Here is a 20,647-nt window from a genome sequence, read left to right as displayed (position 1 = left end):
GACAGGGGCGGTTGATGATCAGAAGACAGTCGGACGGGGGAAAAGGTTGTAGGCGGGTAGCTGTGCAGGTCAGGGGGCGGTCCGAACGCCCCCGGCGGCAGGTGTGGCTCGATCGATTCCACTCGGCGTCGGTCGGATCACCACGGGTCACGCGACCGATCTACCGCAGCCGGCACCCTCCTGGAGCGGGAATGACCGATCCCATGATCTCAACTCAGAACACCCCCTAGTCGCGCGGGAACTCGTCGGTCTTCAGGGTGAGGCCCAGTGGGGTGGTGGTCATGTCGAGGTCGGCGCCGAACGTCACGGTCGTCTCGCAGGTGTAGTCGCCGTCCTTGGGCTGGGTGAAGAGGTGACACTTGCCCTGGTACGGGTCGACGATCAGGTAGACGGCCACCTCGGCGGTGGCGTAGGCGATCCGCTTCGGGCCGTAGTCGTTCGTCGCCGTGCCCTTGGAGATGACCTCCGCGGTGAACTCGACGTCCTCATGGCGCCATTGACCACCCGCCGTCTTCTCGGCACCTTCGGCGACCACCGTCACGTCCGTGGCGAAGCCGTTGAGCCGTCCCGGGTAGTCGATCCGGACGTCGGACTTCACCCGCTGCCGGGGGTACTTGGTGCGCAGCTGCTCGACGACGTCCAGGATGATGTCCCAGTGGGTGTCCCGCTGTGGCGACATGGAGATGGTCCCCTCGACGATCTCGACCTTGTATCCCTCGGGGACGGGCATCTTCTCGAGTCGCTCGAACAGGCTGTCGAGCGTGATCGGGTTGTCGCTCTCGGCCATCGCGATCCTGTCTTCAAGGACGGTCATCGTGGCGTTCCTCCCCGGCCGCTCCCTCGGTGAGAGCTGCCGCGCGGTACAACGATACGCACGGTCACCCGGTCACGGGTTCAGCCCTCGTACGCCTCTCCAAGCCCCCAGGCCTGGTGCATCGCCTCCGCGAACCCCTCCGCGATCTTGTGCTCGCCGCTCGCGTTCGGGTGGGTGCCGTCGTAGGTGTCGACGGCGATGTCGTACGAGGCCGGCGGGGACGCGAGCAGCAGCGGGGAGCGCGGTTCGTCGAGGTCGGCGACCGTCTTGGCGAGGAGTTCGTTGAACGCGGCCACCTCGGCGGCGAAGGGGGCCTCGTCCTGGGCGCGGACGTTCGGTATCACCGGGAGCAGGACCATGCGGACGCGCGGGTTCGCGGCGCGGGCCTCCGTCACGAAGAGGCGGACGTTGTCGGCGGTCTGGACGGCGTTGGTGTAGAAGCCGAGGTCGATGAGGCCGAGCGAGACCAGCAGGACGTCGGCGCGCTGCTCGCGGACCGCCTCGCGGATCAGCGGGGCCATGTGCAGCCAGCCCTCGCCCCAGCCGGCCAGGTGGGCGCGGGGGAAGTCGGGGTCCGCGTACTCGTACGAGCCGGCGGAGTCCGTCGCCTTGTCGTAGAGCGCCTCGCGCGGGCCGACGATCTTGAACGGGCCCCCGTACGTCGCGCGCAGGTGCTGCCACATCCGGTACCGCCACGTGTGTTCGCCCGCGCTACCGATCGTCATGGAGTCGCCGACGGGCATGAACCTGAGCATCCGATCATCATGGACGATCGGCCCGGGCGCCATGGGGCCGGACGGTGTGAGGCTGGACACGCGGACGCCCGGTCCGGTGGGTGGGGCGGGGCCGTGCCGGTGCATCAGCCCGTCGCCGTCGGGTGAGGTGTGGGCGTCGGTGGCGACGGGCATCGATGTACCGGCACGGCCCCTCGCGCCGGATCCCGGGTGCGGGTGATTCGTGGTGGCGGGCATCGGTGTGCCGGCACGGCCCCTCCCGTGCGTCGCCGGGTGCGGGTTCCGGTGGACGGCGGCGGCGTGAACGGTCCGACGGGATGGCAGGCTTGGGGACATGCGCCGATCGCACTCGTCCGTGTCCGGAGCCGCCGGAGTCCTCGCCGGAGCGGCCCTCGTCCTCGCCATGGCGGCGCCCGCCCTCGCCGACGGCGGGGACGGGGGATTCACCATCGAGGACCCCCGGATCAAGGAGTCCAGCGGCCTCGCCGCCTCACGCGTCCACCCGGGCGTCTACTGGACCCACAACGACAGCGACGACGGGGCGTACCTGTACGCGGTCGACAGCCGTACGGGCAAGACCGTCGCCACGGTCACCATGAGCGGGGTCGGCACGCCCCGGGACGTCGAGGCGATCTCCCTCGGCCCCGACGGTGATCTGTACGTCGGTGACATCGGCGACAACCTCGGCGGCTCGTGGGACCACGTGTGGGTCTACAAGCTCCCCGAGCCGAAGGTGCTCAAGGACCAGACGATCCGCGCCACCCAGTACGACGTGAAGTACGCGGACGGCCCCCGCAACGCGGAGGCGCTGATGGTGCACCCCAAGACCGGGCGCGTCTACATCGTCGACAAGGACGAGGACGGCGGCCACCTCTACGAAGGCCCCGCCGAGCTGTCGGCGGGCACGACGAACGTCTTCAAGCCGATCGCCCCCGTCGACCTGTGGGTCACGGACGGCGCCTTCTCCCCCGACGGCCGGCAGCTCGCCGTGCGCGGCTACTTCGGCGGCATCGCCTACACCTGGAACGACGGCCGCATCAAACGCCTGGAGCGCCTCAACGTGCCCCTCCAGGGCCAGGGCGAGTCGATCACCTACACCACCGACGGATCGAAGCTCCTGTACGGCAGTGAGGGCGCGGGCAGCACCGTGGAGCCGGAGGACGTGCCGGGCGCCGCGGGATCCGGCTCCAACTCGCCCTCCAAGGGCGGCGGTTCCGCCTCGGAGGACGGGAGCGGCGACGGGATGGGCGGTGAGGTGAAGGTCGGCGCCATCGCGGTCGCGGCCCTCTTCGCCGTGTTCCTCGGCTTCAAGCGGCTGCTGCGCCGCCGCTGAACGCGCCCTCGGGCCTGCCCTGCGGCCGGTGGCCGGGGCCCGTACGCGTGACGGCCGGCGGTCATCGCCCGTACGCGCGGCGGCCGGTTGCCATCGCCCGTGAGAGTGACGGCCGACGGTCCCGGCCCGTGCGTACGCACGGCGAAGGGGCGCCCCGCACGCTCGCGCGCGCCGGACGCCCCTCGGCCGTCGGTTCCGCCGTTACAGCTTCTCGATCACGTGGTCGATGCAGTGCGTCAGCGCCTCGACGTCCGCCGGGTCGATCGCCGGGAACATGGCGACGCGGAGCTGGTTGCGGCCGAGCTTGCGGTAGGGCTCGGTGTCGACGATGCCGTTGGCGCGCAGGACCTTGGCGACCGCGGCGGCGTCGATCTCGTCGGCGAAGTCGATCGTGCCGATGACCTGCGAGCGCTTGGCCGCGTCCGTCACGAACGGGCTCGCGTACTTGCTGTCCTCGGCCCAGCGGTACAGGCGGGTCGAGGAGTCCTTCGTGCGGGCCGTGGACCAGGCGAGGCCGCCCTGGCCGTTGATCCACTCCAGCTGCTCGTTGAGCAGGAAGATCGTGGACAGCGCCGGGGTGTTGTACGTCTGGTTCTTGCGGGAGTTGTCGATCGCCGTGGGCAGCGAGAAGAACTCCGGGACGTGCCGGCCCGAGGCGTGGATCCGCTCGGCGCGCTCGATCGCGGCCGGGGAGAACACGCCGATCCACAGGCCGCCTTCGGAGGCGAAGGACTTCTGCGGGGCGAAGTAGTAGACGTCGGTCTCGGCGATGTCGACGGGCAGGCCGCCGGCGCCGGAGGTGGCGTCCACCAGGACGAGGGAGCCCTCGTCGGCGCCCGCGACCCGCTTGACCGGGGCGGCGACACCGGTCGAGGTCTCGTTGTGGGTGAAGGCGTAGACGTCGACGCCGGCCTCGGCGACCGGCTCGGGGTGGGTGCCCGGGTCGGAGGAGACCACGGTCGGCTCGGCGAGCCACGGGGCGAGCTTGGCCGCCTTCGCGAACTTGGAGGAGAACTCGCCGAACGTGAGGTGCTGCGACTTGTTCTCGATCAGGCCGTGCGTCGCGACGTCCCAGAACGCGGTGGAGCCGCCGTTGCCGAGGACGACTTCGTATCCGTCGGGCAGGGAGAACAGCTCGCGCACGCCCTCGCGCACCTTGCCGACCAGGTTCTTGACCGGGGCCTGGCGGTGGGAGGTGCCGAGCAGGGAGGTGCCGGTCGCGGCCAGCGCGTCCAGTGCCTCCGTCCGCACCTTGGAGGGGCCGGCGCCGAATCGTCCGTCGGCGGGCTTGAGGTCAGCGGGGATCTGGATATCAGCCACGTCAGGAGACTAGCCGTTCCGGGAAACCTCGGTGAAACCTGGTCCGTCGGCTGAGACGGGGCGTGTTGACGGCACGACCGCCGCGGGGGCCCGTGACGGGCCCCCGCGGCGGTCGGCGGTCACGCCCGGTCGGTTCACCCGGCGGTGAGCCTGACCGGCAGCTCGAACAGGTCGTTCTGCGTCACCACCGGCTTGTTGCGCAGCTCCGACGCCGGGACGGCCAGGTCCAGGTCCGGGAAGCGCTCGTACAGGGCGGGCAGGGCGACGCCCGCCTCCAGCCGGGACAGGGCCGCGCCGGGGCAGACGTGGGGCCCGTGGCCGAAGGAGATGTGCCGGTTCTTGCTGGTGCGGGTGATGTCGAACTCGCCCGCGGTGGGCCCGTGGGCGTTCTCGTCGCGGCCGATCGCGCCGTACGACACGATGAGCGCGTCGCCCGCGGGGATCACCTTGTCGCCGACCGGGACGTCCTCCGTGGCGAAGCGGATGAGGACGTGGGAGGTCGGGGTCGCGTAGCGCAGGGTCTCCTCGACGACCGCCGACCAGTCCGCCTCGCCGGACAGGACGAGGGCGCGCTGGTCGGGGTGGGCGGACAGGTTGACGACCGCGTTGACGATGAGGGAGATCGTCGTCTCGTGGCCCGCCGCGACCATGAGCTGGAGCGTGGAGACGATCTCGGCGTCGGTGAGGTGGTCGCCGTCCTCGGAGGCCAGGATCAGCGCGCTGGTCAGGTCGTCGCCCGGTTCGGCACGCTTGGCCGCCACCGTCTCGGCCATGATCCCGGCCAGCTCCGTGAGGGTCGCGATGACCTCGGCGGGCGGGGTCTGGGTCGAGAAGAACTTCTCGAAGAGTTCCTTCAGCCGCGGCAGCCGGGACTCCTCCAGGCCCATGAGGTCGGCGATGACGTACATGGGCAGCGGGTAGGCGAAGTCGGCCTTCAGGTCGACGACGTCCCCGGTGAGGTCGTCGAGCAGGCTCTCCGTCAGCTTCGAGATCCGCTCCCGCATCTGCTCGACCCGGCGCGGGGTCAGCGCCTGCGCCACCAGGGTGCGCATCCGGCGGTGGTCCGCGCCGTCCACGGTGAGCATGGAACGGCCCGGGTTGGCGAGTCCGATCAGCGGCCAGTCGGGGGCGATCTCGCCGCGCTGCCAGGCGCCCCAGACGTTGATGTCCTTCACCAGGCGGGGGTCCGTGAGCAGGGCGCGCGCCTCGGCGTGGTGGGTGACCGCCCACACCGGGACCCCGCCGGGCAGTTCGACGGCGGCGAGCGGTCCCGCGGCGCGCAGCGCGGCGCTCTCGCCGTCCAGGTCGGCGACGAAGGGGTCCAGGGCTATGCGGGTCTCTTCGGTACCGGTGGTCATGCGGGGGTGCCTCCAAGGGCTGGGGTGGGGGTGAAGCGTTTTCCCCGGGGCATGGGGACAGCCCCGGGACCCGGCCGGACGAGGTGTGCCGGCCGGGTGGCGAGGGGGGTCTCAGAGGACGGGTACGGGCGTGAACCGCACGGGCAGTTCGGTCAGCCCCCGCAGCCACGGGGAGGGGCGCCGGGTCAGCGTCTCGGCGGGGACCGCGAGGTCGATGTCCGGCAGCCGGTCGAGCACGACCTCGATGCCGGTCCGCGCGATGACCTCGGCGATCTCCTGTGCCGGGAACGGGCAGCGGTGCTCCCCGTGGCCGAAGGAGAAGTGGGCGTTGTTGCCGCCGGTGAGCGCGGAGCCGTCGGTGCGGACCTGGGGGTCGGAGTTGGCGCCCTGGAGGCCGAGCAGCAGCAGGTCGCCGGAGCGGATGCGGCGGCCGCCGAGCTGGGTGTCGCGGGAGGCCCAGCGCCCGGCCACGTTCTGGGTGGGCGTGTCCTCCCACAGGACCTCGTTCATGGCCTCGGCGACGCTGTGCCGGCCGCCGAACAGGGAGGCCGCGAACCGCTCGTCGGTGAGCATCAGCCGCAGCGAGTTGCCGATCCAGTCGGCCGTCGGCTGGTGGCCGGCGGCCATCATGACCATGAGGTCCTGGACGATCTCCATGTCGTCGAAGCCCGCGGTGTTCGCGAGCATCCGGGAGACGACGTCGTCGGCGGGCTTCTCCTTGCGGTCGGCGATCAACTGCGCCATGGAGACGGCGAGGTGCTGCTGTCCGGCCAGCGCGCCCTCGCGCCCGTTGATCATGTCGTTCAGGGCGGTGACCAGGCCGGGGCCCTGATCGTCCGCGAAGCCGTAGAGGGTCGCGAGGACCCGTACGGGCAGCAGGGCCGCGTAGTCGCCGACGAGGTCGGTCTCGCCCTCGGGGCAGATCGCGTCGATCAGCTCGTCGGCGAACTTCTCGGCCTGGGAGCGCAGTTCGAAGGGGTCGACGGCTTCGAGGGCGTCGCTGATCATCGCGGCGCGTTCGCGGTGGCGCTCGCCGACGGTGTACAGGATGGAGGGCTGCTTGCGGCCGATCATCGGCAGCAGCGGCCAGTCGTCGGGGATGCGTTCCCACTGGCTCCACAGCTCCGAGTCCCGGCTGAAGAGCTGGGGGTCGCCGGTGACCTGGTGCAGTTCGCGGTAGCCGAGCACGAGCCAGGCCGGGACGTCGCCGTCGAGGACGACGGGCACGACGCTGCCGTGGTCGCGCCGCATCTCCCGGTACAGCTCGGTGGGTTCGGTCTGGAACCGCGGCCCGCCCAGGGGGACGGGCGCGGTGGTGGAGGCGGTGGTCAAAGCGCCAACTCCGGTGATTGAAGGGCGCCTTCCGCGGCCGCGGCGCCGTGACGGGCGTAGTGGGTCTTGAGGTGCTCCACCAGGGTGATCAGCACCTGCTTGCTGGACTCCCGGGAGCGGGCGTCGCAGTCGAGCAGCGGTACGTGCGGGTCGAGGTCGAGGGCCTCGCGGATCTGCGCGGACGTGTGCGGGGGGCCGCCGAAGTCGTTGCAGGCCACGATGAAGGGCGTGCCGTGGTGCTCCAGCCGGTCGATGGCGTACCAGGACTCGTCGATGCGCCGGGTGTCGACGAGGACGATCGCCCCGAGCGTCCCGGAGAACAGCCGGTCCCACAGGAACCAGAACCGTTCCTGCCCGGGCGCGCCGAACAGGTAGAGGATGTTGTGCGTGTCCAGCGTGATGCGTCCGAAGTCGAAGGCGACGGTGGTCGCGGACTTGCCGCGCACCTCGCTGATGTCGTCGACGCTCTCGCCGGCCTGCGTCATCGTCTCCTCGGTGTTGAGGGGGCGTATCTCGCTGACCGAGCGGACGAGGGTCGTCTTGCCGACACCGAAGCCGCCCACGATCACGATCTTGAGGCCGTTGTCGGCCGACGCGGACAGGGGCGCACGAGCGTCAGAGGTTACGGAGTCCAACGAGCACCTGCTCCAGGATGTCGGGATCGGGAAGACCGGAGGGAACAGTGGTGTGCGGGTGACGGGCGCTGACCCGGCCCGTGGAGAGCAGGTCGGAGAGCAGCACGCGGGTGATCGACACCGGCAGTCCGAGCTCCGCCGCGATCTCCACGACCGCCGTCGGCCGTTCGCACATCCGCAGGATCGCGGCGTGCTCGGACTGCATGCCCACCGCCGGATCGCACTCGGCGACCACCAGGGTCACGAGGTCGAAGGGGGTGTCGGGGCCGGACCGGGTGCGCCCTCCGGTGAGGGTGTACAGCCGGTCGGGCGCGTCGTCCCTGCCAGGACGGCTCATGACGACCGGGGCGGCGCGGTCAGGTGCTCGCCGAGTTGCTCCACGAGTTCGCTCATGTTGTGTCCCACCAGTCCGGCGTCGGCGTCCTCGGCGGTGACGACGGCGAGGTGCGCGCCGTCGCCGGCCTCCACGATGAACAGCACCCCTCCGTAGAACTCGGCCATCGCCGAGCGCACGCCTCCGCTGCCGTCGCCGAACTCCACGGAGGCGCCGTGGGACAGCGACTGGATGCCGGCGGCGATGGCGGCGAGCTGGTCGGCCTGGTCGACCGACAGTTCCGGGGTGCGGCACAGCTTCAGTCCGTCGCGGGAGAGCACGAGCGCGTGCCGCGCGCCCGGGGTGCGCTCGAGGAGGCCCTCGATGAGCCAGGTGAGCTTCTCGTCGGCGGTGAGGGTGCCGGTCATGAAGTGGTGTCGCCTTCCGGGAGCGCGTGTGCGGTGGGGGTGGTGGGGGTCGGGGTGGGGGGACTGGCGGACGAGGACGCGTGGTCCTCGGACCGTGCCGGCGCGCCGGCCTCGGGCGTGGCGTCGGGCGTGGCGTCGGGCGTGGCGGGTCCGGCACCCGGCGCCGTGCCGCGCACCGCCTGGCGGAAGGTGCCGAAGCGGGGGACCGGCCGGTTCCCGGGGGCGTCCCCGGTACGGGGCTCGGGGGCGGCGGCCGGGGGCGCGGCGTGCGAGCGGCTGCGCTCGGCGTGGGCGAGGGTGCGTCCGCGGCGGCGCTTGGGCAGGCCGCCGGTGGCCGCGGAACCCTGCTCGTGCCGGGGCGAGTCGTGGGACGGGACGGGGTCCGGGTCGAGGTCGCCGGGCGCGCGGGCGGCGGCGTACGACACGGGGGAGGCGGTGGATTCCAGGGGTGTACGGGATTCCCGCGCCCCCTGCGGCCGCTGGTGTTCCGGCGGTCCCTCGCCCTCGGGGGGCCTCTGCGCGGACGTGTGGCCGTCGACGGCGGTCGGGGCGGAGAGGACGGGCTCGGGGCCCGCGGGCCGCGGGGCCGCGGTGTGGGGGAGGTTCGGCTGCGTGAGGATGTCCTGCGGGATCAGGACCAGGACGCCGGTGCCACCGCGCGCGGAGGGGCGGAAGGACACCTTCAGGCCGTACTTGCGGGCCAGCCGGCCGACCACCGCGAGACCGAGGCGGGTGCCGGTGAGGCCGCCGAGGTCGGACGCGTTGACGAGGTCCCCGGAGACGGCGTACTCGGCGCGCCGCAGCTGTACGTCCCCCATCACCAGGCCGCTGTCCTCGACGGAGACGATGACGCCCGCCGGGACCTCCTCGACGTACACGTGCACTTCGGCGCTCGGCGGCGAGAAGTTGGCGGCGTTGTCGAGGAGTTCGGCGAGCGCGTGCATGACGCCCTCGGCCGCGTGTCCGGCGACGGCGGCCTCGCTGGTGGAGTGGACGCGCACCCGCTGGTAGCCGCCGATGCGGCCCATGGCGCCGCGCAGGATCGACTCCATGACGATCGGGCGGGCCCAGCGGCGTCCCGAGCGCGCGCCGGTCAGGACGGCGACGGAGTCGGCGAGGCGGCCCGCCTGCGCGGTGCGGTGGTCGAGGTGGAGGAGGTCGGCGAGGACGTCCTCGTCGGAGTGCCTCTCCTCCATGGCCCGCAGGTCGGCGAGCATGCCGGTGGACAGGGCCTGCATGCGGGCGGCCGCGTTGGCGGTCGCCGAGACCGCGGCGGCGCGGTTGCTGACGGCTTGCCTGGCGCGCTCGGAGAGGTCGGCGTTGCGCTCGACGAGCCGGGCGCGGTCGCCGACGAGCAGCTCGCGCTCCTCGGTGAACTCGGCGGTGAGACGGGCCAGTTCGCGGGACGCCGTCTCCGTCAGGCGGATCCGTTCCTGGGCCGCGGCCTCGGCCGCGCGGGTCCGTTCGCGGGCGGCCTCGTCGGTGAGCCGGGCTCGTTCCTGGCCGAACTCCTCGGCCAGCCTGGCGCGTTCCTGCAGGATCCGGCCGACGTCCTTGGTCACGGCTTCGAGGCGCCGGAGGGCGATTCGCTTGGCCTGTAAGGCGTGGGCGGCCACCGCGACGGCCGCGCACAGCAGTGCCGCGGCGGTTCCGGTGCCCCAGGCGAGGGGCGCACGGGCCGGCTCGGGGGCCAGCAGGACGGCGGCCGCCACCGCGGCGGCGGCCGGGACGGCGGCGGTCAGCACGGCTTTCGCCGTCGTGCGCGGGGCGGGTCGTTCGCCGGAGGGCTGGGGCGGGGTCATCAATCGGTCCTCGGTCGTGTTCCTGGGGGGAGAACGTGTCCTCGGTCGTGTCCTCGGTCGGTCCTGGGCGAGAAGCGACACATGATGCTCAAGTCGCCGTCACTATATGAGAGTTCGTTATCCGATTGGGAAGCTTCGAAAAGCGGTTTCATGATCGCACCCGCATATCGGGGCCTTTCGGGTGCACGGCCGAAGGGCCGCCGCCGAAGCCCGGCGGCATCCTGGAGGCATGACGGATCTGGGTGGACGGCCGGACGGACGGCCCGCGGGAGGACCGGACGCGCGGTCGGACGGACGGTTCGCGGGAGGACCGGACGCGCGGTCGGACGGACGGTTCGCGGGGCGGCCGGGAGGACCGGACGGCCGGCTCCGGTCCGAACTGGCCGGCGCCGTGCGCGGCGAGGTCTCCTTCGACGCGACGGCGCGGGCGCTGACCAGCATGGACGCCTCCAACTACCGGCGCGTGCCGCTCGGCGTGGTGACCCCGCGGGACGCCGACGACGTGGCCGCGGCCCTCGCCGTGTGCCGTGCCCACGGGGTGCCGGTCGTGGCGCGCGGCGGCGGCACCTCGATCGCCGGGCAGGCCACGGGAACCGGCGTCGTCCTGGACTTCACCCGCCACATGAACCGGATCCTCGCGCTGGACCCGGGGGCCCGTACGGCCGTGGTCCAGCCCGGTCTCGTGCTCGACCGGCTCCAGGAGGCGGCGGCCCCGCACGGCCTGCGCTTCGGCCCCGACCCCTCCACCCACGGCCGCTGCACCCTCGGCGGGATGATCGGCAACAACTCCTGCGGCTCCCACTCGGTCGCCTGGGGAACCACGGCGGACAACGTGCGCGGGCTCACGGTCGTCGGCGCGGCCGGGGACACCCGCCGCCTCGGCCGCGGCTGGCGGGGTGCCCCGGACGGTCTGCGGGCCCTGGTGGAAAGCGAGTTGGCACTCCTGCGGACCGGCTTCCCCGAACTCCCGCGGCGGATCTCCGGATACGCCCTCGACGCGCTCCTGCCCGAGCGCGGCGCGGACGTGGCCCGCGCGTTCTGCGGCTCCGAGGGCACCTGGGGCCTGCTCACCGAGGCGGTCGTGACCCTGGTCGAGGCGCCCCGGGCGCGGGCCCTGGCCGTCCTCGCCTACCCCGACGAGAGCGCCGCCGCGGACGCCGCGGCCGGCCTGCTCGGGCACGGGCCGCTGACCGTGGAGGGGATGGCCGCCGATCTCGTGCCCGCGGGCACGGGGCTGCCGCGCGGCGGGGCCTGGCTGTTCGTGGAGACCGGCGGCGGGTCCGCGGCCGAGGCCCGCGCGGCCGCGGACGCGATCGTGCGGGCGGCGGACGTGGGAGACGCCCTGGTGGTCACCGACCCGGCGGGGCAGCGGGCGCTGTGGCGGCTGCGGGAGGACGCGAGCGGCACGGCGACCCGGATGCCGTACGCGGGGGACGACGCGCTTGTCGGCCGGGGCCGCGGGCTCGGCGCCGAGGCGTGGCCCGGCTGGGAGGACTGCGCGGTGCCGCCCGCCCGCCTCGGCGCCTATCTGCGCGACTTCCGGGCGCTGCTCGCCGACCACGGGCTGCGCGGCACGCCGTACGGGCACTTCGGCGACGGCTGCATCCACGTCCGGATCGACTTCGACCTGGTCTCCGCGGCGGGCGTGGCCCGCTTCCGGCGCTTCTCGGAGGAGGTGGCCCGCCTCGTCGTCTCCCACGGCGGCTCCCTGTCCGGCGAGCACGGGGACGGACAGGCCCGCGCGGAACTGCTGCCCGCCATGTACGGCACGGAGATGGTCCGCCTCTTCGAACGGGCGAAGGACCTCTGGGACCCGCGGGGCCTGCTCAACCCCGGCATGCTCGTGCGCCCGCACCGGCTGGATCAGAACCTGCGCTTCGCGGTGCTGCCGAAGCGCCCGGTGGACGTCGAGTTCGGCTACCCGGCGGACGGCGGCGACTTCTCGGCGGCGGTGCGCCGCTGCGTGGGCGTGGCCAAGTGCCGTACGGCGTCGGTGCCGGGCGGCGACGAGGTCATGTGCCCCTCCTTCCGGGCGACCGGGCAGGAGCAGCACTCCACGCGCGGGCGGGCCAGGCTGCTGCACGAGATGCTCGCCGGCGAGATCGTCACCGACGGATGGCGCTCGACGGAGGTCCGTGACGCGCTGGACCTGTGCCTGTCGTGCAAGGGGTGCAGGTCCGACTGCCCGGTCGGCGTCGACATGGCCACGTACAAGGCGGAGTTCCTCCACCACCACTACGCGGGCCGCCGCCGTCCCGCCGCGCACTACGCCCTGGGACGCCTCCCCTTCTGGCTCGCGGCGGTGACCCGCACCCGCTCGGCCCGGCTCGTCAACGCCCTCGTGGCCCTGCCCCTCGTGGCCGCCGCGGCCAAGCGCCTGGCCGGGGTCGCGCCCGGACGGGAGATCCTGCGGCTGGCACCGGAGACGTTCAGCCAGTGGTGGTCGGCCCGGTTCCGGGACCGGGCACGGGCGTGCGCGCGCGAGCGGAGCGGGGGCGGGGGAACGGACGCTCCGGCGGCTGGACCGGCTGGACCGGCTGGACCGGCTGGACCGGCTGGACCGTCTGGACTGGCTGGACCGGCTGGACCGGGTGGGGCGGGTGGGGCGACCAGGTCGGCTGGGTCGGGCGGGCCGGGTGGTGCGGAGCGTGAGGGGCGGCGGTCCGCGGGCGAGCTGTTCCCGGGGTTCGGCGGCAGGACGGTCCTCCTGTGGCCGGACACCTTCACCGAGCACCTGGAACCCTCCGTCGGGCGCGCTGCCGTACGGGTCCTGGAAGCCGCCGGACTCGCCGTGCTGCTGCCGCCGACGACGGTGTGGGGACACGGGCCCGTCGGCGACGGGGTCACCAGGGGCCCCCTGCGCCCCGGCGCGCTGCTCCCGCCCCGCCGCCGACGGGTCTGCTGCGGACTGACGTACGTCTCGACCGGCCAGCTCGACCGCGCCCGCGCCGTCCTGCGCCGCACCCTCGACCTCATGGAGCCCTACCTCGCCGTGGACGGCGTCCCGGTCGTCGTGCTGGAGCCGAGCTGCGCCGCGGCCCTGCGCACGGACCTGCCCGAACTGCTGCCCGGCGACCCGCGCGCGCCGCGGCTCGCCGCGGCGGTGGTGACCTTCGCGGAGGCGCTGGAACGGCACGCGCCGGACTGGACCCCGCCCCGCCTGGACCGCCCGGCGGTCGGCCAGACCCACTGCCACCAGCACGCGGTCCTCGGCGACGGGGCCGAACGCCGGCTGCGCGACGCGGCGGGCCTGACCGGCGCGCTCGCGGGCGGCTGCTGCGGACTCGCGGGCAACTTCGGCTTCGAGAAGGGCCACGAGGAGGTGTCGCGGGCCTGCGCCGAGGAACAGCTCCTCCCGGCGGTACGGGCGGCCGACAGCGCCGCGGTGGTCCTCGCCGACGGCTTCTCCTGCCGCACCCAGCTGGCCCAGCTCTCCGGCCGCCGGGGCCGCCACCTGGCGGAGGTGCTGGCCGAGGCGCTGGAGGAGGGCCCGCGGAACACCGGGCCCGCGGCGGGCGCGTAAGCACGCTGGGATCTCACGGCCGAAGGACCCCGAGGAGCGGCGCGCATGACCCTCCGCCTGCAGTCGATCACCCGCGACGAACACCTCGCGTTCGTCCGCTCGCGGCCCTCGGCCAGCCACATGCAGGTGCCGTCCTGGGGGACGTGAAGCCGGACTGGCGCGCGGAGAGCCTCGGCTGGTTCGGCGCGGACGGCCGCCTCCGGGGGGCCGGCCTCGTCCTGCTGCGCCCGCTGCCGAGGGTCAGGCGGTACCTCGCGTACCTGCCCGAGGGCCCCGTCATCGACTGGCACGACCCGGACCTCGCCGCGCCCACCATGCTCACCGTCGGCACCCACGTCTGGTACTCCTACGGCGCCTCCACCGGCCGCAGGCGCGAGGTCCAGCCCGACAACGCCGTCCAGTGGCGGATGATGACCGACGCCCACGGGCTGGGCGCCGCCGTCCACGACTTCCGCGGCATCACCGACGCCCTCGACGAGGGCGACCACCTCGTCGGCCTCCTGCGCTTCAAGGCGGGCGCCGGCGGTGAGGCCGCGGAGTACCTCGGCGAGTGGGACTTCCCCATCAACCGGGTGCTGCACAAGGCGCTGAACGTCTACATGGCCCGTCGCTGACACGGACCGGACCGTCCGGATCTCAGCATCCAGGACAGTTGTATGTGCAGTTCACACTCCTGACGAAGTCCACTACCCTGGACCCGGCAGTACATCATGATGGACAACCGCCCGCGCCAGCCCCCAGGACCGCCCGTGAGCACCACCTCCAGCGCCACCACCTCGTCGTCCGCACCCGCCTCCGGGACGGGGGCCGCCCCCGTGTCCCCGGGCGGCGCTCCCGGGCGCCTCGGCTCCCTCGGTCCCGTCGGGCTGGTGCTGGCCGGGGGGATCTCGGTCCAGTTCGGCGGCGCCCTCGCGGTGACCCTCATGCCGCGGGCCGGCGCGCTCGGCGTGGTGACCCTGCGGCTGCTCGCCGCCGCGGTGATCCTGCTCGTGTTCTGCCGCCCCCGGCTGCGCGGCCACTCGCGCGCCGACTGGGGGACCGTCGCCGTCTTCGGCATCGCCATGGGCGCGATGAACGGCCTCTTCTACGAGTCGGCCGCCCGCATCCCCCTCGGCGCCGCCGTCACCCTGGAGGTGCTCGGCCCCCTCGCCCTCTCGGTGCTGGCCTCCCGCCGCGCGGTCAACGCGGTCTGGGCGGGCCTCGCGCTGTGCGGGGTCTTCCTGCTGAGCGGCGGAGGGTTCGGCGGCCTGGACCCGGTGGGCGCGGCCTTCGCGCTCGGGGCGGGCGCGATGTGGGCCGCGTACATCGTCTTCAGCGCCCGTACGGGCAACCGCTTCCCGCAGGCCGACGGACTGGCGCTGGCCATGGCGGTGGCGGCGCTGCTGTTCCTCCCGCTGGGGATCGTCGAGTCCGGCACCCGGCTCCTCGACCCGACGACGGTGGCCCTGGGCTCCGCGGTCGCGGTCCTCTCCTCGGTCCTCCCCTACACCCTCGAACTCCTCGCGCTGCGCCGGCTGCCCGCCTCCACCTTCGCGATCCTGATGAGCCTGGAGCCCGCCATCGCCGCGACAGCGGGTTTCCTCATCCTCGACCAGGCCCTGTCCGCCGTCCAGGCCGCCGCGATCGCCCTGGTCATCGGCGCGAGCATGGGTGCGGTGCGCACCCAGGTGGGACGGGGCAAGGCGACGGTCCCGGCCGAGGCACCCTGACCCCCACCGGGTACGGCACCCTGACACGCCCTTCCGGCGGCCCGCGCCGCCCGGGCTCCGGGGCGCGGTGCGCTCCGACCTCGTGGGGCCGAGCCGCATCGCGGCTACGGCGCGGCCTGCGGCGCCCGCCTCCTGCGGTGTGACGCGTGCTGGCGCCCGCCTCCTGTGGTGTGGTGCGTGCTGACGCCGGTGGGGCCGGTGCCGCATCGCGGCTACGGCAGCCTGCGGCGCCTGCCTCCTGCGGCGCCCGCCCCCTGCGGTGCGGTCCGCCCCGACCCCCGGGGCCGGCGCCCCGGCACCGCCCCGTGGCGCTGCGCTCCCTGAGCCGAAGGCTCCGGTGCGCCCGGCTCAGGAAGCCGTTTCCAGCCACTCCGTGAAGGCCGGGCCCGCCAGCCGGGCGTCCGCACCGGGGAGCAGACCGCCGTTCTCGAACAGGTCCCGCTCCGGGTCGTCCGGGTCGCTCACGGCGACCACCTCCACGGCCGGGTCCCGGCGGGCCATCAGCAGCCGGGCCGCCTCCTCCAGGCTCTCCTCGCGCGGACCGGCCACCTCCGGGAACGGGGCCCGCGCCCCCGGCGCCTCCTCGGCCTCCGCCAGCTCCACCACCGCCTCCGCGACGGTCCGCGCCGCGACGGGCTGGATCCGCATCCTCGGGACGTGGACCGTGTCGCCCTGGCGTCCCCACAGCGTGAACTGCTCCACGAGCTCGTGGAACTGCGCCGCCCGCAGCACCCGTGCCGGCACCGGTCCGGCCAGCACCGCGCGCTCGTGCTCCAGCTTGGCCGCGTTGTAACCGGCGACCGACGCGTCGATGCCGATGATCGACACGACCACCAGCAGGCCGACCCCGGCCTTCTGCCCGGCCTCGTGCAGATTGCGGGCCGCGGCCCGGAAGAACTCCGTCGCCACCTCCTGGTCGGGCGAGGGCGTGCTGGACGCGTCGATCACGACGTCCACACCCTCCAGCGCCTCGGCCAGCCCGGCGCCGGTGACGATGTCGACCCCGGTGGCCCGGGACATCGGTACGACGCCGTGCCCGCGCTCCTCCAGCACCTCCACGACGTGCCGGCCGAGCCGTCCGGTCGCCCCGGCCACCGCGATCTTCTTGGTCCCGCTCATGCTCAGGTCTCCCTCTGCGTCCCTCTGGCTGCTTCGTCATCGGTATGACGGACGGGGAAGGGGAGATGTGACGGGGCGGGGAAAAAGATCGCGGGCGGTCCGGGAAAGAAATTGATGCAAGCACGCTTGATTGTTTCTGGGGGCGCTGACATGCTCCCCCCATGTCCGATCCGACGCCCGTGTTCGACGATCTGCGTGACGAGAGCGAGGAACTCGACCGGCTCGTGGCCGGGTTGAGCCCGGAGCGGTGGGCGCTCCCGACGCCCGCGCCCCACTGGACCGTCGCCCATCAGATCGCCCACCTCGCCTGGACCGACCACTCCGCCCTCCTCTCCGTCACGGACGCCGACGCCTTCCACGGCCTCGTGGAGAAGGCCCTCGCGGCACCCACGACGTTCGTGGACGAGGGCGCCGACGACGGAGCCCGGCTCCCGTCCGCCGAACTGCTGGCGCGGTGGCGCACGGGCCGCGCCGCACTGGACCGGGCCCTGCGCGAGTCCGTGCCGGGCACCCGCTTCCCCTGGTACGGCCCGCCCATGTCCGGCGCCTCCATGGCCACCGGCCGGCTCATGGAGACCTGGGCCCACGGCCAGGACATCGCCGACGCCCTGGGTGTGGTTCGTACCCCCACCGACCGGCTCAGACATGTGGTCCGCATCGGGGTGCGCACACGGGACTTCGCCTTCGCCGCGCGCGGGCTCGCCGCACCGGCCGAGGAGTTCCGGGTGGAGATCCTCGCCCCCTCCGGCGACACCTGGACCTACGGCCCCGAGGACGCCGCCCAGCGCGTCACCGGCACCGCCCTCGACTTCTGTCTGCTGGTCACCCAGCGGGCCAACCGCGCCGACGTCGACGTGCGCGCAGAGGGCCCCGACGCCGACCGCTGGCTCGGCATCGCCCAGGCCTTCGCGGGCCCGCCCGGCGACGGACGCCCGCCCAAGGGGGACCCCGCGTGACACTGCGCATCGGCAACGCCTCCGGCTTCTACGGCGACCGCTTCGACGCGATGCGCGAGATGCTCACCGGCGGCGAACTGGACGTCCTGACCGGCGACTACCTCGCCGAGCTGACCATGCTGATCCTGGGACGGGACCGGCTGAAGGACCCCGCCGCCGGATACGCCCGCACCTTCCTGCGCCAGCTGGAGGACTGCCTCGGTCTGGCGCACGAGCGGTCCGTGAAGATCGTGACGAACGCCGGGGGCCTCAATCCGGCCGGGCTCGCGGACGCCGTACGGGAGCTGGCCGGCCGGCTCGGCATCCCGGTGCGCGTCGCCCACGTCGAGGGCGACGACCTCACCGCCGCGTTCCCGGGAAGCCTCGCCGCCCACGCCTACCTCGGCGGCTTCGGCATCGCCGAGTGCCTGACGGCGGGCGCGGACATCGTGGTCACCGGCCGGGTCACCGACGCGGCCCTGGTCACCGGGCCCGCCGCCGCCCACTTCGGCTGGAGTCCCACGGACCACGACCGGCTCGCGGGAGCCGTCGTCGCCGGGCACGTGCTGGAGTGCGGCACCCAGGCCACCGGCGGCAACTACGCCTTCTTCCGCGACGGCGACGTCCGCCGCCCCGGCTTCCCGCTCGCCGAGATCCACGAGGACGGGAGCTGCGTCATCACCAAGCACCCCGGCACCGGCGGACTCGTCGACGTCGGCACGATCACCGCACAGCTCCTGTACGAGACCGGGGGCGCCCGGTACGCGGGACCCGACGTCACCGCCCGCCTGGACACCGTACGGCTCACCCAGGACGGCCCGGACCGGGTGCGGATCGACGGCGTACGCGGAGAGGCCCCGCCCCCCACCCTCAAGGTCGGGCTCAACAAGCTGGGCGGCTTCCGCAACGAGGTGACCTTCGTCCTGACCGGGCTCGACGTCGAGGCCAAGGCCGCGCTGGTGCGCGAGCAGATGGGCGACGCGCTCGCCAAGTCGCCGCCCGCGGACGTGCGGTGGGAGCTGGTGCGCACCGACCGGCCCGACGCGGGCACCGAGGAGACGGCGAGCGCCCTGCTGCGGCTCGTCGTCCGCGACCCCGACCAGGCGACCGTCGGACGCGCGCTGAGCGGAGCGGCCATCGAGCTGGCGCTCGCCAGCTACCCCGGATTCCATGTGGTGGCCCCACCTGGCAAGGGCGCTCCTTATGGGGTCTTCGAGGATGTGTACGTCCCTCAAGGCGCCGTCGACCACACGGCCGTCCTCCACGACGGAACCCGTCTGTCCGTGCTCCCGGCCCAGGACACGCTCGTACTGGAGCCGGCCGGGGAACCGTCCCCGCCCGAGCCGCTGCCCGCGGGCCCGACCCGCCGGGCCCCCCTCGGCCTGGTCGCCGGTGCCCGCAGCGGTGACAAGGGCGGCAACGCCAACGTCGGCGTCTGGGCCCGCACCGACGAGGCCTGGCGCTGGCTCGCCCACGAGCTGACGGCCGACCGCTTCCGGGAGCTGGTCCCGGAGAGCGGGGGTCTGACCGTGGTCCGGCACCTCCTGCCCCGCCTGCGCGCCCTCAACTTCGTGGTCGAGGGGATCCTCGGCGAGGGCGTCGCCTCCCAGGCCCGCTTCGACCCGCAGGCCAAGGCCCTCGGCGAATGGCTCCGCTCCCGTCACCTGGATATTCCGGAGGCCCTGCTATGACGGTCCTTTCGTCCGCCCTGGACGTGGGCGGCCAGGACTACCGGGCGAACCGCGAGGCCATGCTCGCGAAGCTCGCCGACCTGGACACCGAGCACGCCAAGGCCCTCGCGGGCGGCGGCGAGAAGTACGTCGAGCGGCACCGGAAGCGCGGCAAGCTGCTCGCCCGCGAGCGCATCGAGCTGCTCCTCGACCCGGACACCCCGTTCCTGGAGCTGTCCCCGCTGGCCGCCTGGGGCAGCGACTACGCCGTCGGCGCCTCCCTGGTCACCGGCATCGGGGTGGTCGAGGGCGTCGAATGCCTGATCACCGCCAACGATCCGACCGTGCGCGGCGGCGCCAGCAACCCCTGGAGCCTGAAGAAGGCGCTGCGGGCCAACGACATCGCCCTCGCCAACCGGCTGCCCTGCATCAGCCTGGTCGAGTCGGGCGGCGCCGACCTGCCCTCGCAGAAGGAGATCTTCATCCCCGGGGGCGCGATCTTCCGCGACCTCACCCGGCTGTCGGCGGCCGGGATCCCCACGGTGGCCGTGGTCTTCGGCAACTCGACGGCCGGAGGCGCGTACGTCCCCGGCATGTCCGACCACGTGATCATGGTGAAGGAGAAGGCGAAGGTCTTCCTCGGCGGGCCGCCGCTGGTGAAGATGGCCACGGGCGAGGAGAGCGACGACGAGTCGCTGGGCGGTGCGGAGATGCACGCGCGCGTGTCGGGCCTCGCCGACCACTTCGCCGTCGACGAGCGCGACGCGCTGCGCCAGGCCCGCCGGGTCGTCGCCCGGCTCAACCACCGCAAGGCGTACGGCGATCCGGCCCCCGCCGAGCCCCCCAAGTACGACGAGGACGAACTGCTGGGAATCGTCCCCGGCGACCTCAAGCAGCCCTTCGACCCGCGCGAGGTCATCGCCCGGATCGTCGACGGCTCGGACTTCGACGAGTTCAAGCCGCTGTACGGGACGAGCCTGACGACCGGCTGGGCGAGCCTGCACGGCTATCCGGTCGGCATCCTCGCCAACGCGCAGGGCGTGCTGTTCAGCGCCGAGTCGCAGAAGGCCGCCCAGTTCATCCAGCTGGCCAACCAGCGCGACATCCCGCTGCTCTTCCTGCACAACACCACCGGCTACATGGTCGGCAAGGAGTACGAGCAGGGCGGCATCATCAAGCACGGCGCGATGATGATCAACGCGGTGAGCAACTCGAAGGTCCCGCACCTGTCGGTGCTCATGGGCGCCTCCTACGGAGCCGGCCACTACGGGATGTGCGGACGCGCCTACGACCCGCGCTTCCTGTTCGCCTGGCCCAGCGCCAAGTCGGCAGTGATGGGACCGCAGCAGCTCGCGGGCGTCCTGTCGATCGTCGCCCGGCAGTCGGCCGCCGCGAAGGGCCACCCCTACGACGACGAGGCGGACGCGGCGCTGCGCGCCATGGTGGAGCAGCAGATCGAGTCGGAGTCGTTGCCCATGTTCCTGTCCGGGCGGCTGTACGACGACGGGGTCATCGACCCGCGCGACACCCGCACCGTCCTCGGCCTGTGCCTGTCCGCGATCCACACCGCGCCCTTCGAGGGCGCGCGCGGTGGCTTCGGCGTCTTCCGGATGTGAGGGATC

General features: G+C 73.3%; 16 protein-coding genes and 1 pseudogene. 7 read left to right on the top strand and 10 right to left on the bottom strand.

Annotation, left to right across the window (positions count from 1 at the left end):
- Nucleotides 1-226: 226 nt before the first annotated feature.
- Nucleotides 227-814 carry a Uma2 family endonuclease gene (locus tag ACFW6B_RS09345; RefSeq protein ID WP_386593718.1) on the bottom strand — a complete coding sequence of 196 codons (588 nt, stop codon included), beginning with the start codon at nt 812-814 and terminating at the stop codon, nt 227-229.
- Nucleotides 815-894: 80 nt separating this feature from the next.
- A complete protein-coding gene (locus ACFW6B_RS09340; RefSeq protein ID WP_386593716.1) occupies nt 895-1,569 on the bottom strand; it encodes an SGNH/GDSL hydrolase family protein in 675 nt (224 codons plus the stop codon).
- A gap of 313 nt (nt 1,570-1,882) precedes the next feature.
- Here ACFW6B_RS09340 and ACFW6B_RS09335 point away from each other — a divergent pair, with 313 nt between their 5' ends.
- A complete protein-coding gene (locus ACFW6B_RS09335) occupies nt 1,883-2,881 on the top strand; it encodes a WD40 repeat domain-containing protein (RefSeq protein ID WP_386593714.1) in 999 nt (332 codons plus the stop codon).
- 201 nt (nt 2,882-3,082) lie between these two features.
- On the opposite strand, the gene serC is transcribed toward ACFW6B_RS09335, so the two are convergent.
- The 7 genes from serC to ACFW6B_RS09300 form a co-directional block, all read right to left on the bottom strand.
- Nucleotides 3,083-4,201: a phosphoserine transaminase gene (gene serC, locus ACFW6B_RS09330; RefSeq protein WP_386593713.1), complete on the bottom strand. Its 1,119-nt coding sequence runs from the start codon at nt 4,199-4,201 to the stop codon at nt 3,083-3,085.
- Nucleotides 4,202-4,335: 134 nt separating this feature from the next.
- Entirely contained in the window at nt 4,336-5,559 is a 1,224-nt protein-coding gene (locus ACFW6B_RS09325) for a cytochrome P450 (RefSeq protein WP_386593711.1), read from the bottom strand.
- 111 nt (nt 5,560-5,670) lie between these two features.
- Nucleotides 5,671-6,891 carry a cytochrome P450 gene (locus ACFW6B_RS09320; RefSeq protein WP_386593708.1) on the bottom strand — a complete coding sequence of 407 codons (1,221 nt, stop codon included), beginning with the start codon at nt 6,889-6,891 and terminating at the stop codon, nt 5,671-5,673.
- The gene (locus ACFW6B_RS09315; protein ID WP_386593707.1) at nt 6,888-7,526 is read right to left on the bottom strand and encodes an ATP/GTP-binding protein; all 639 of its coding nucleotides are present in this window, start codon (nt 7,524-7,526) and stop codon (nt 6,888-6,890) included. Before ACFW6B_RS09315 ends, ACFW6B_RS09320 begins: the two co-directional genes overlap by 4 nt.
- A complete protein-coding gene (locus ACFW6B_RS09310; RefSeq protein ID WP_037624236.1) occupies nt 7,507-7,863 on the bottom strand; it encodes a DUF742 domain-containing protein in 357 nt (118 codons plus the stop codon). Before ACFW6B_RS09310 ends, ACFW6B_RS09315 begins: the two co-directional genes overlap by 20 nt.
- Nucleotides 7,860-8,267 (bottom strand): roadblock/LC7 domain-containing protein, encoded by a 408-nt coding sequence (locus ACFW6B_RS09305; protein ID WP_339130030.1) that lies wholly within the window; start codon nt 8,265-8,267, stop codon nt 7,860-7,862. The genes ACFW6B_RS09310 and ACFW6B_RS09305 overlap by 4 nt, the downstream gene beginning before the upstream one ends.
- The gene (locus ACFW6B_RS09300; protein WP_386593703.1) at nt 8,264-10,069 is read right to left on the bottom strand and encodes an ATP-binding protein; all 1,806 of its coding nucleotides are present in this window, start codon (nt 10,067-10,069) and stop codon (nt 8,264-8,266) included. Before ACFW6B_RS09300 ends, ACFW6B_RS09305 begins: the two co-directional genes overlap by 4 nt.
- Before the next feature lie 229 nt (nt 10,070-10,298).
- Here ACFW6B_RS09300 and ACFW6B_RS09295 point away from each other — a divergent pair, with 229 nt between their 5' ends.
- The 3 genes and pseudogenes from ACFW6B_RS09295 (at nt 10,299) to ACFW6B_RS09285 (ending at nt 15,301) form a co-directional block, all read left to right on the top strand.
- A complete protein-coding gene (locus ACFW6B_RS09295; RefSeq protein WP_386593701.1) occupies nt 10,299-13,592 on the top strand; it encodes an FAD-binding and (Fe-S)-binding domain-containing protein in 3,294 nt (1,097 codons plus the stop codon).
- Nucleotides 13,593-13,637: 45 nt separating this feature from the next.
- Nucleotides 13,638-14,206: pseudogene (locus ACFW6B_RS09290) on the top strand (lipid II:glycine glycyltransferase FemX).
- A 135-nt stretch (nt 14,207-14,341) separates the two neighbouring features.
- The gene (locus ACFW6B_RS09285) at nt 14,342-15,301 is read left to right on the top strand and encodes a DMT family transporter (protein ID WP_386593699.1); all 960 of its coding nucleotides are present in this window, start codon (nt 14,342-14,344) and stop codon (nt 15,299-15,301) included.
- Nucleotides 15,302-15,649: 348 nt separating this feature from the next.
- Here ACFW6B_RS09285 and ACFW6B_RS09280 read toward each other — a convergent pair whose 3' ends face one another.
- Entirely contained in the window at nt 15,650-16,420 is a 771-nt protein-coding gene (locus ACFW6B_RS09280) for an SDR family oxidoreductase (protein WP_386593697.1), read from the bottom strand.
- A gap of 161 nt (nt 16,421-16,581) precedes the next feature.
- Here ACFW6B_RS09280 and ACFW6B_RS09275 point away from each other — a divergent pair, with 161 nt between their 5' ends.
- Genes ACFW6B_RS09275 through ACFW6B_RS09265 form a run of 3 tightly spaced genes read left to right on the top strand, consistent with a single transcriptional unit; the run spans nt 16,582 to nt 20,641 of the window.
- Complete coding sequence (locus ACFW6B_RS09275) at nt 16,582-17,376, top strand: TIGR03084 family metal-binding protein (protein WP_386593695.1); 795 nt, start codon at nt 16,582-16,584, stop codon at nt 17,374-17,376.
- Nucleotides 17,373-19,046, top strand: coding sequence for an acyclic terpene utilization AtuA family protein (locus ACFW6B_RS09270; protein WP_386593693.1), 1,674 nt, complete (start codon nt 17,373-17,375; stop codon nt 19,044-19,046). Before ACFW6B_RS09275 ends, ACFW6B_RS09270 begins: the two co-directional genes overlap by 4 nt.
- A complete protein-coding gene (locus tag ACFW6B_RS09265; RefSeq protein WP_386593691.1) occupies nt 19,043-20,641 on the top strand; it encodes an acyl-CoA carboxylase subunit beta in 1,599 nt (532 codons plus the stop codon). Before ACFW6B_RS09270 ends, ACFW6B_RS09265 begins: the two co-directional genes overlap by 4 nt.
- The last annotated feature ends 6 nt before the right edge of the window (nt 20,642-20,647 follow it).

It is taken from the genome of Streptomyces sp. NPDC058751 (genome assembly GCF_042746485.1).
Classification (GTDB): Bacteria; Actinomycetota; Actinomycetes; order Streptomycetales; family Streptomycetaceae; genus Streptomyces.
Note: the sequence above shows the minus strand (reverse complement) of the source record. Positions and strands in the feature narration are given on the sequence as shown.

Coding starts and splice junctions, on each gene's coding strand:
- ACFW6B_RS09265 (WP_386593691.1), top strand. CDS start 19,043: ATGACGGTCCTTTCGTCCGCCCTGGACGTGGGCGGCCAGGACTACCGG.
- ACFW6B_RS09340 (WP_386593716.1), bottom strand. CDS start 1,569: ATGCTCAGGTTCATGCCCGTCGGCGACTCCATGACGATCGGTAGCGCG.
- ACFW6B_RS09345 (WP_386593718.1), bottom strand. CDS start 814: ATGACCGTCCTTGAAGACAGGATCGCGATGGCCGAGAGCGACAACCCG.
- ACFW6B_RS09310 (WP_037624236.1), bottom strand. CDS start 7,863: ATGAGCCGTCCTGGCAGGGACGACGCGCCCGACCGGCTGTACACCCTC.
- ACFW6B_RS09295 (WP_386593701.1), top strand. CDS start 10,299: ATGACGGATCTGGGTGGACGGCCGGACGGACGGCCCGCGGGAGGACCG.
- ACFW6B_RS09325 (WP_386593711.1), bottom strand. CDS start 5,559: ATGACCACCGGTACCGAAGAGACCCGCATAGCCCTGGACCCCTTCGTC.
- ACFW6B_RS09280 (WP_386593697.1), bottom strand. CDS start 16,420: ATGAGCGGGACCAAGAAGATCGCGGTGGCCGGGGCGACCGGACGGCTC.
- ACFW6B_RS09275 (WP_386593695.1), top strand. CDS start 16,582: ATGTCCGATCCGACGCCCGTGTTCGACGATCTGCGTGACGAGAGCGAG.
- ACFW6B_RS09300 (WP_386593703.1), bottom strand. CDS start 10,069: ATGACCCCGCCCCAGCCCTCCGGCGAACGACCCGCCCCGCGCACGACG.
- ACFW6B_RS09305 (WP_339130030.1), bottom strand. CDS start 8,267: ATGACCGGCACCCTCACCGCCGACGAGAAGCTCACCTGGCTCATCGAG.
- ACFW6B_RS09335 (WP_386593714.1), top strand. CDS start 1,883: ATGCGCCGATCGCACTCGTCCGTGTCCGGAGCCGCCGGAGTCCTCGCC.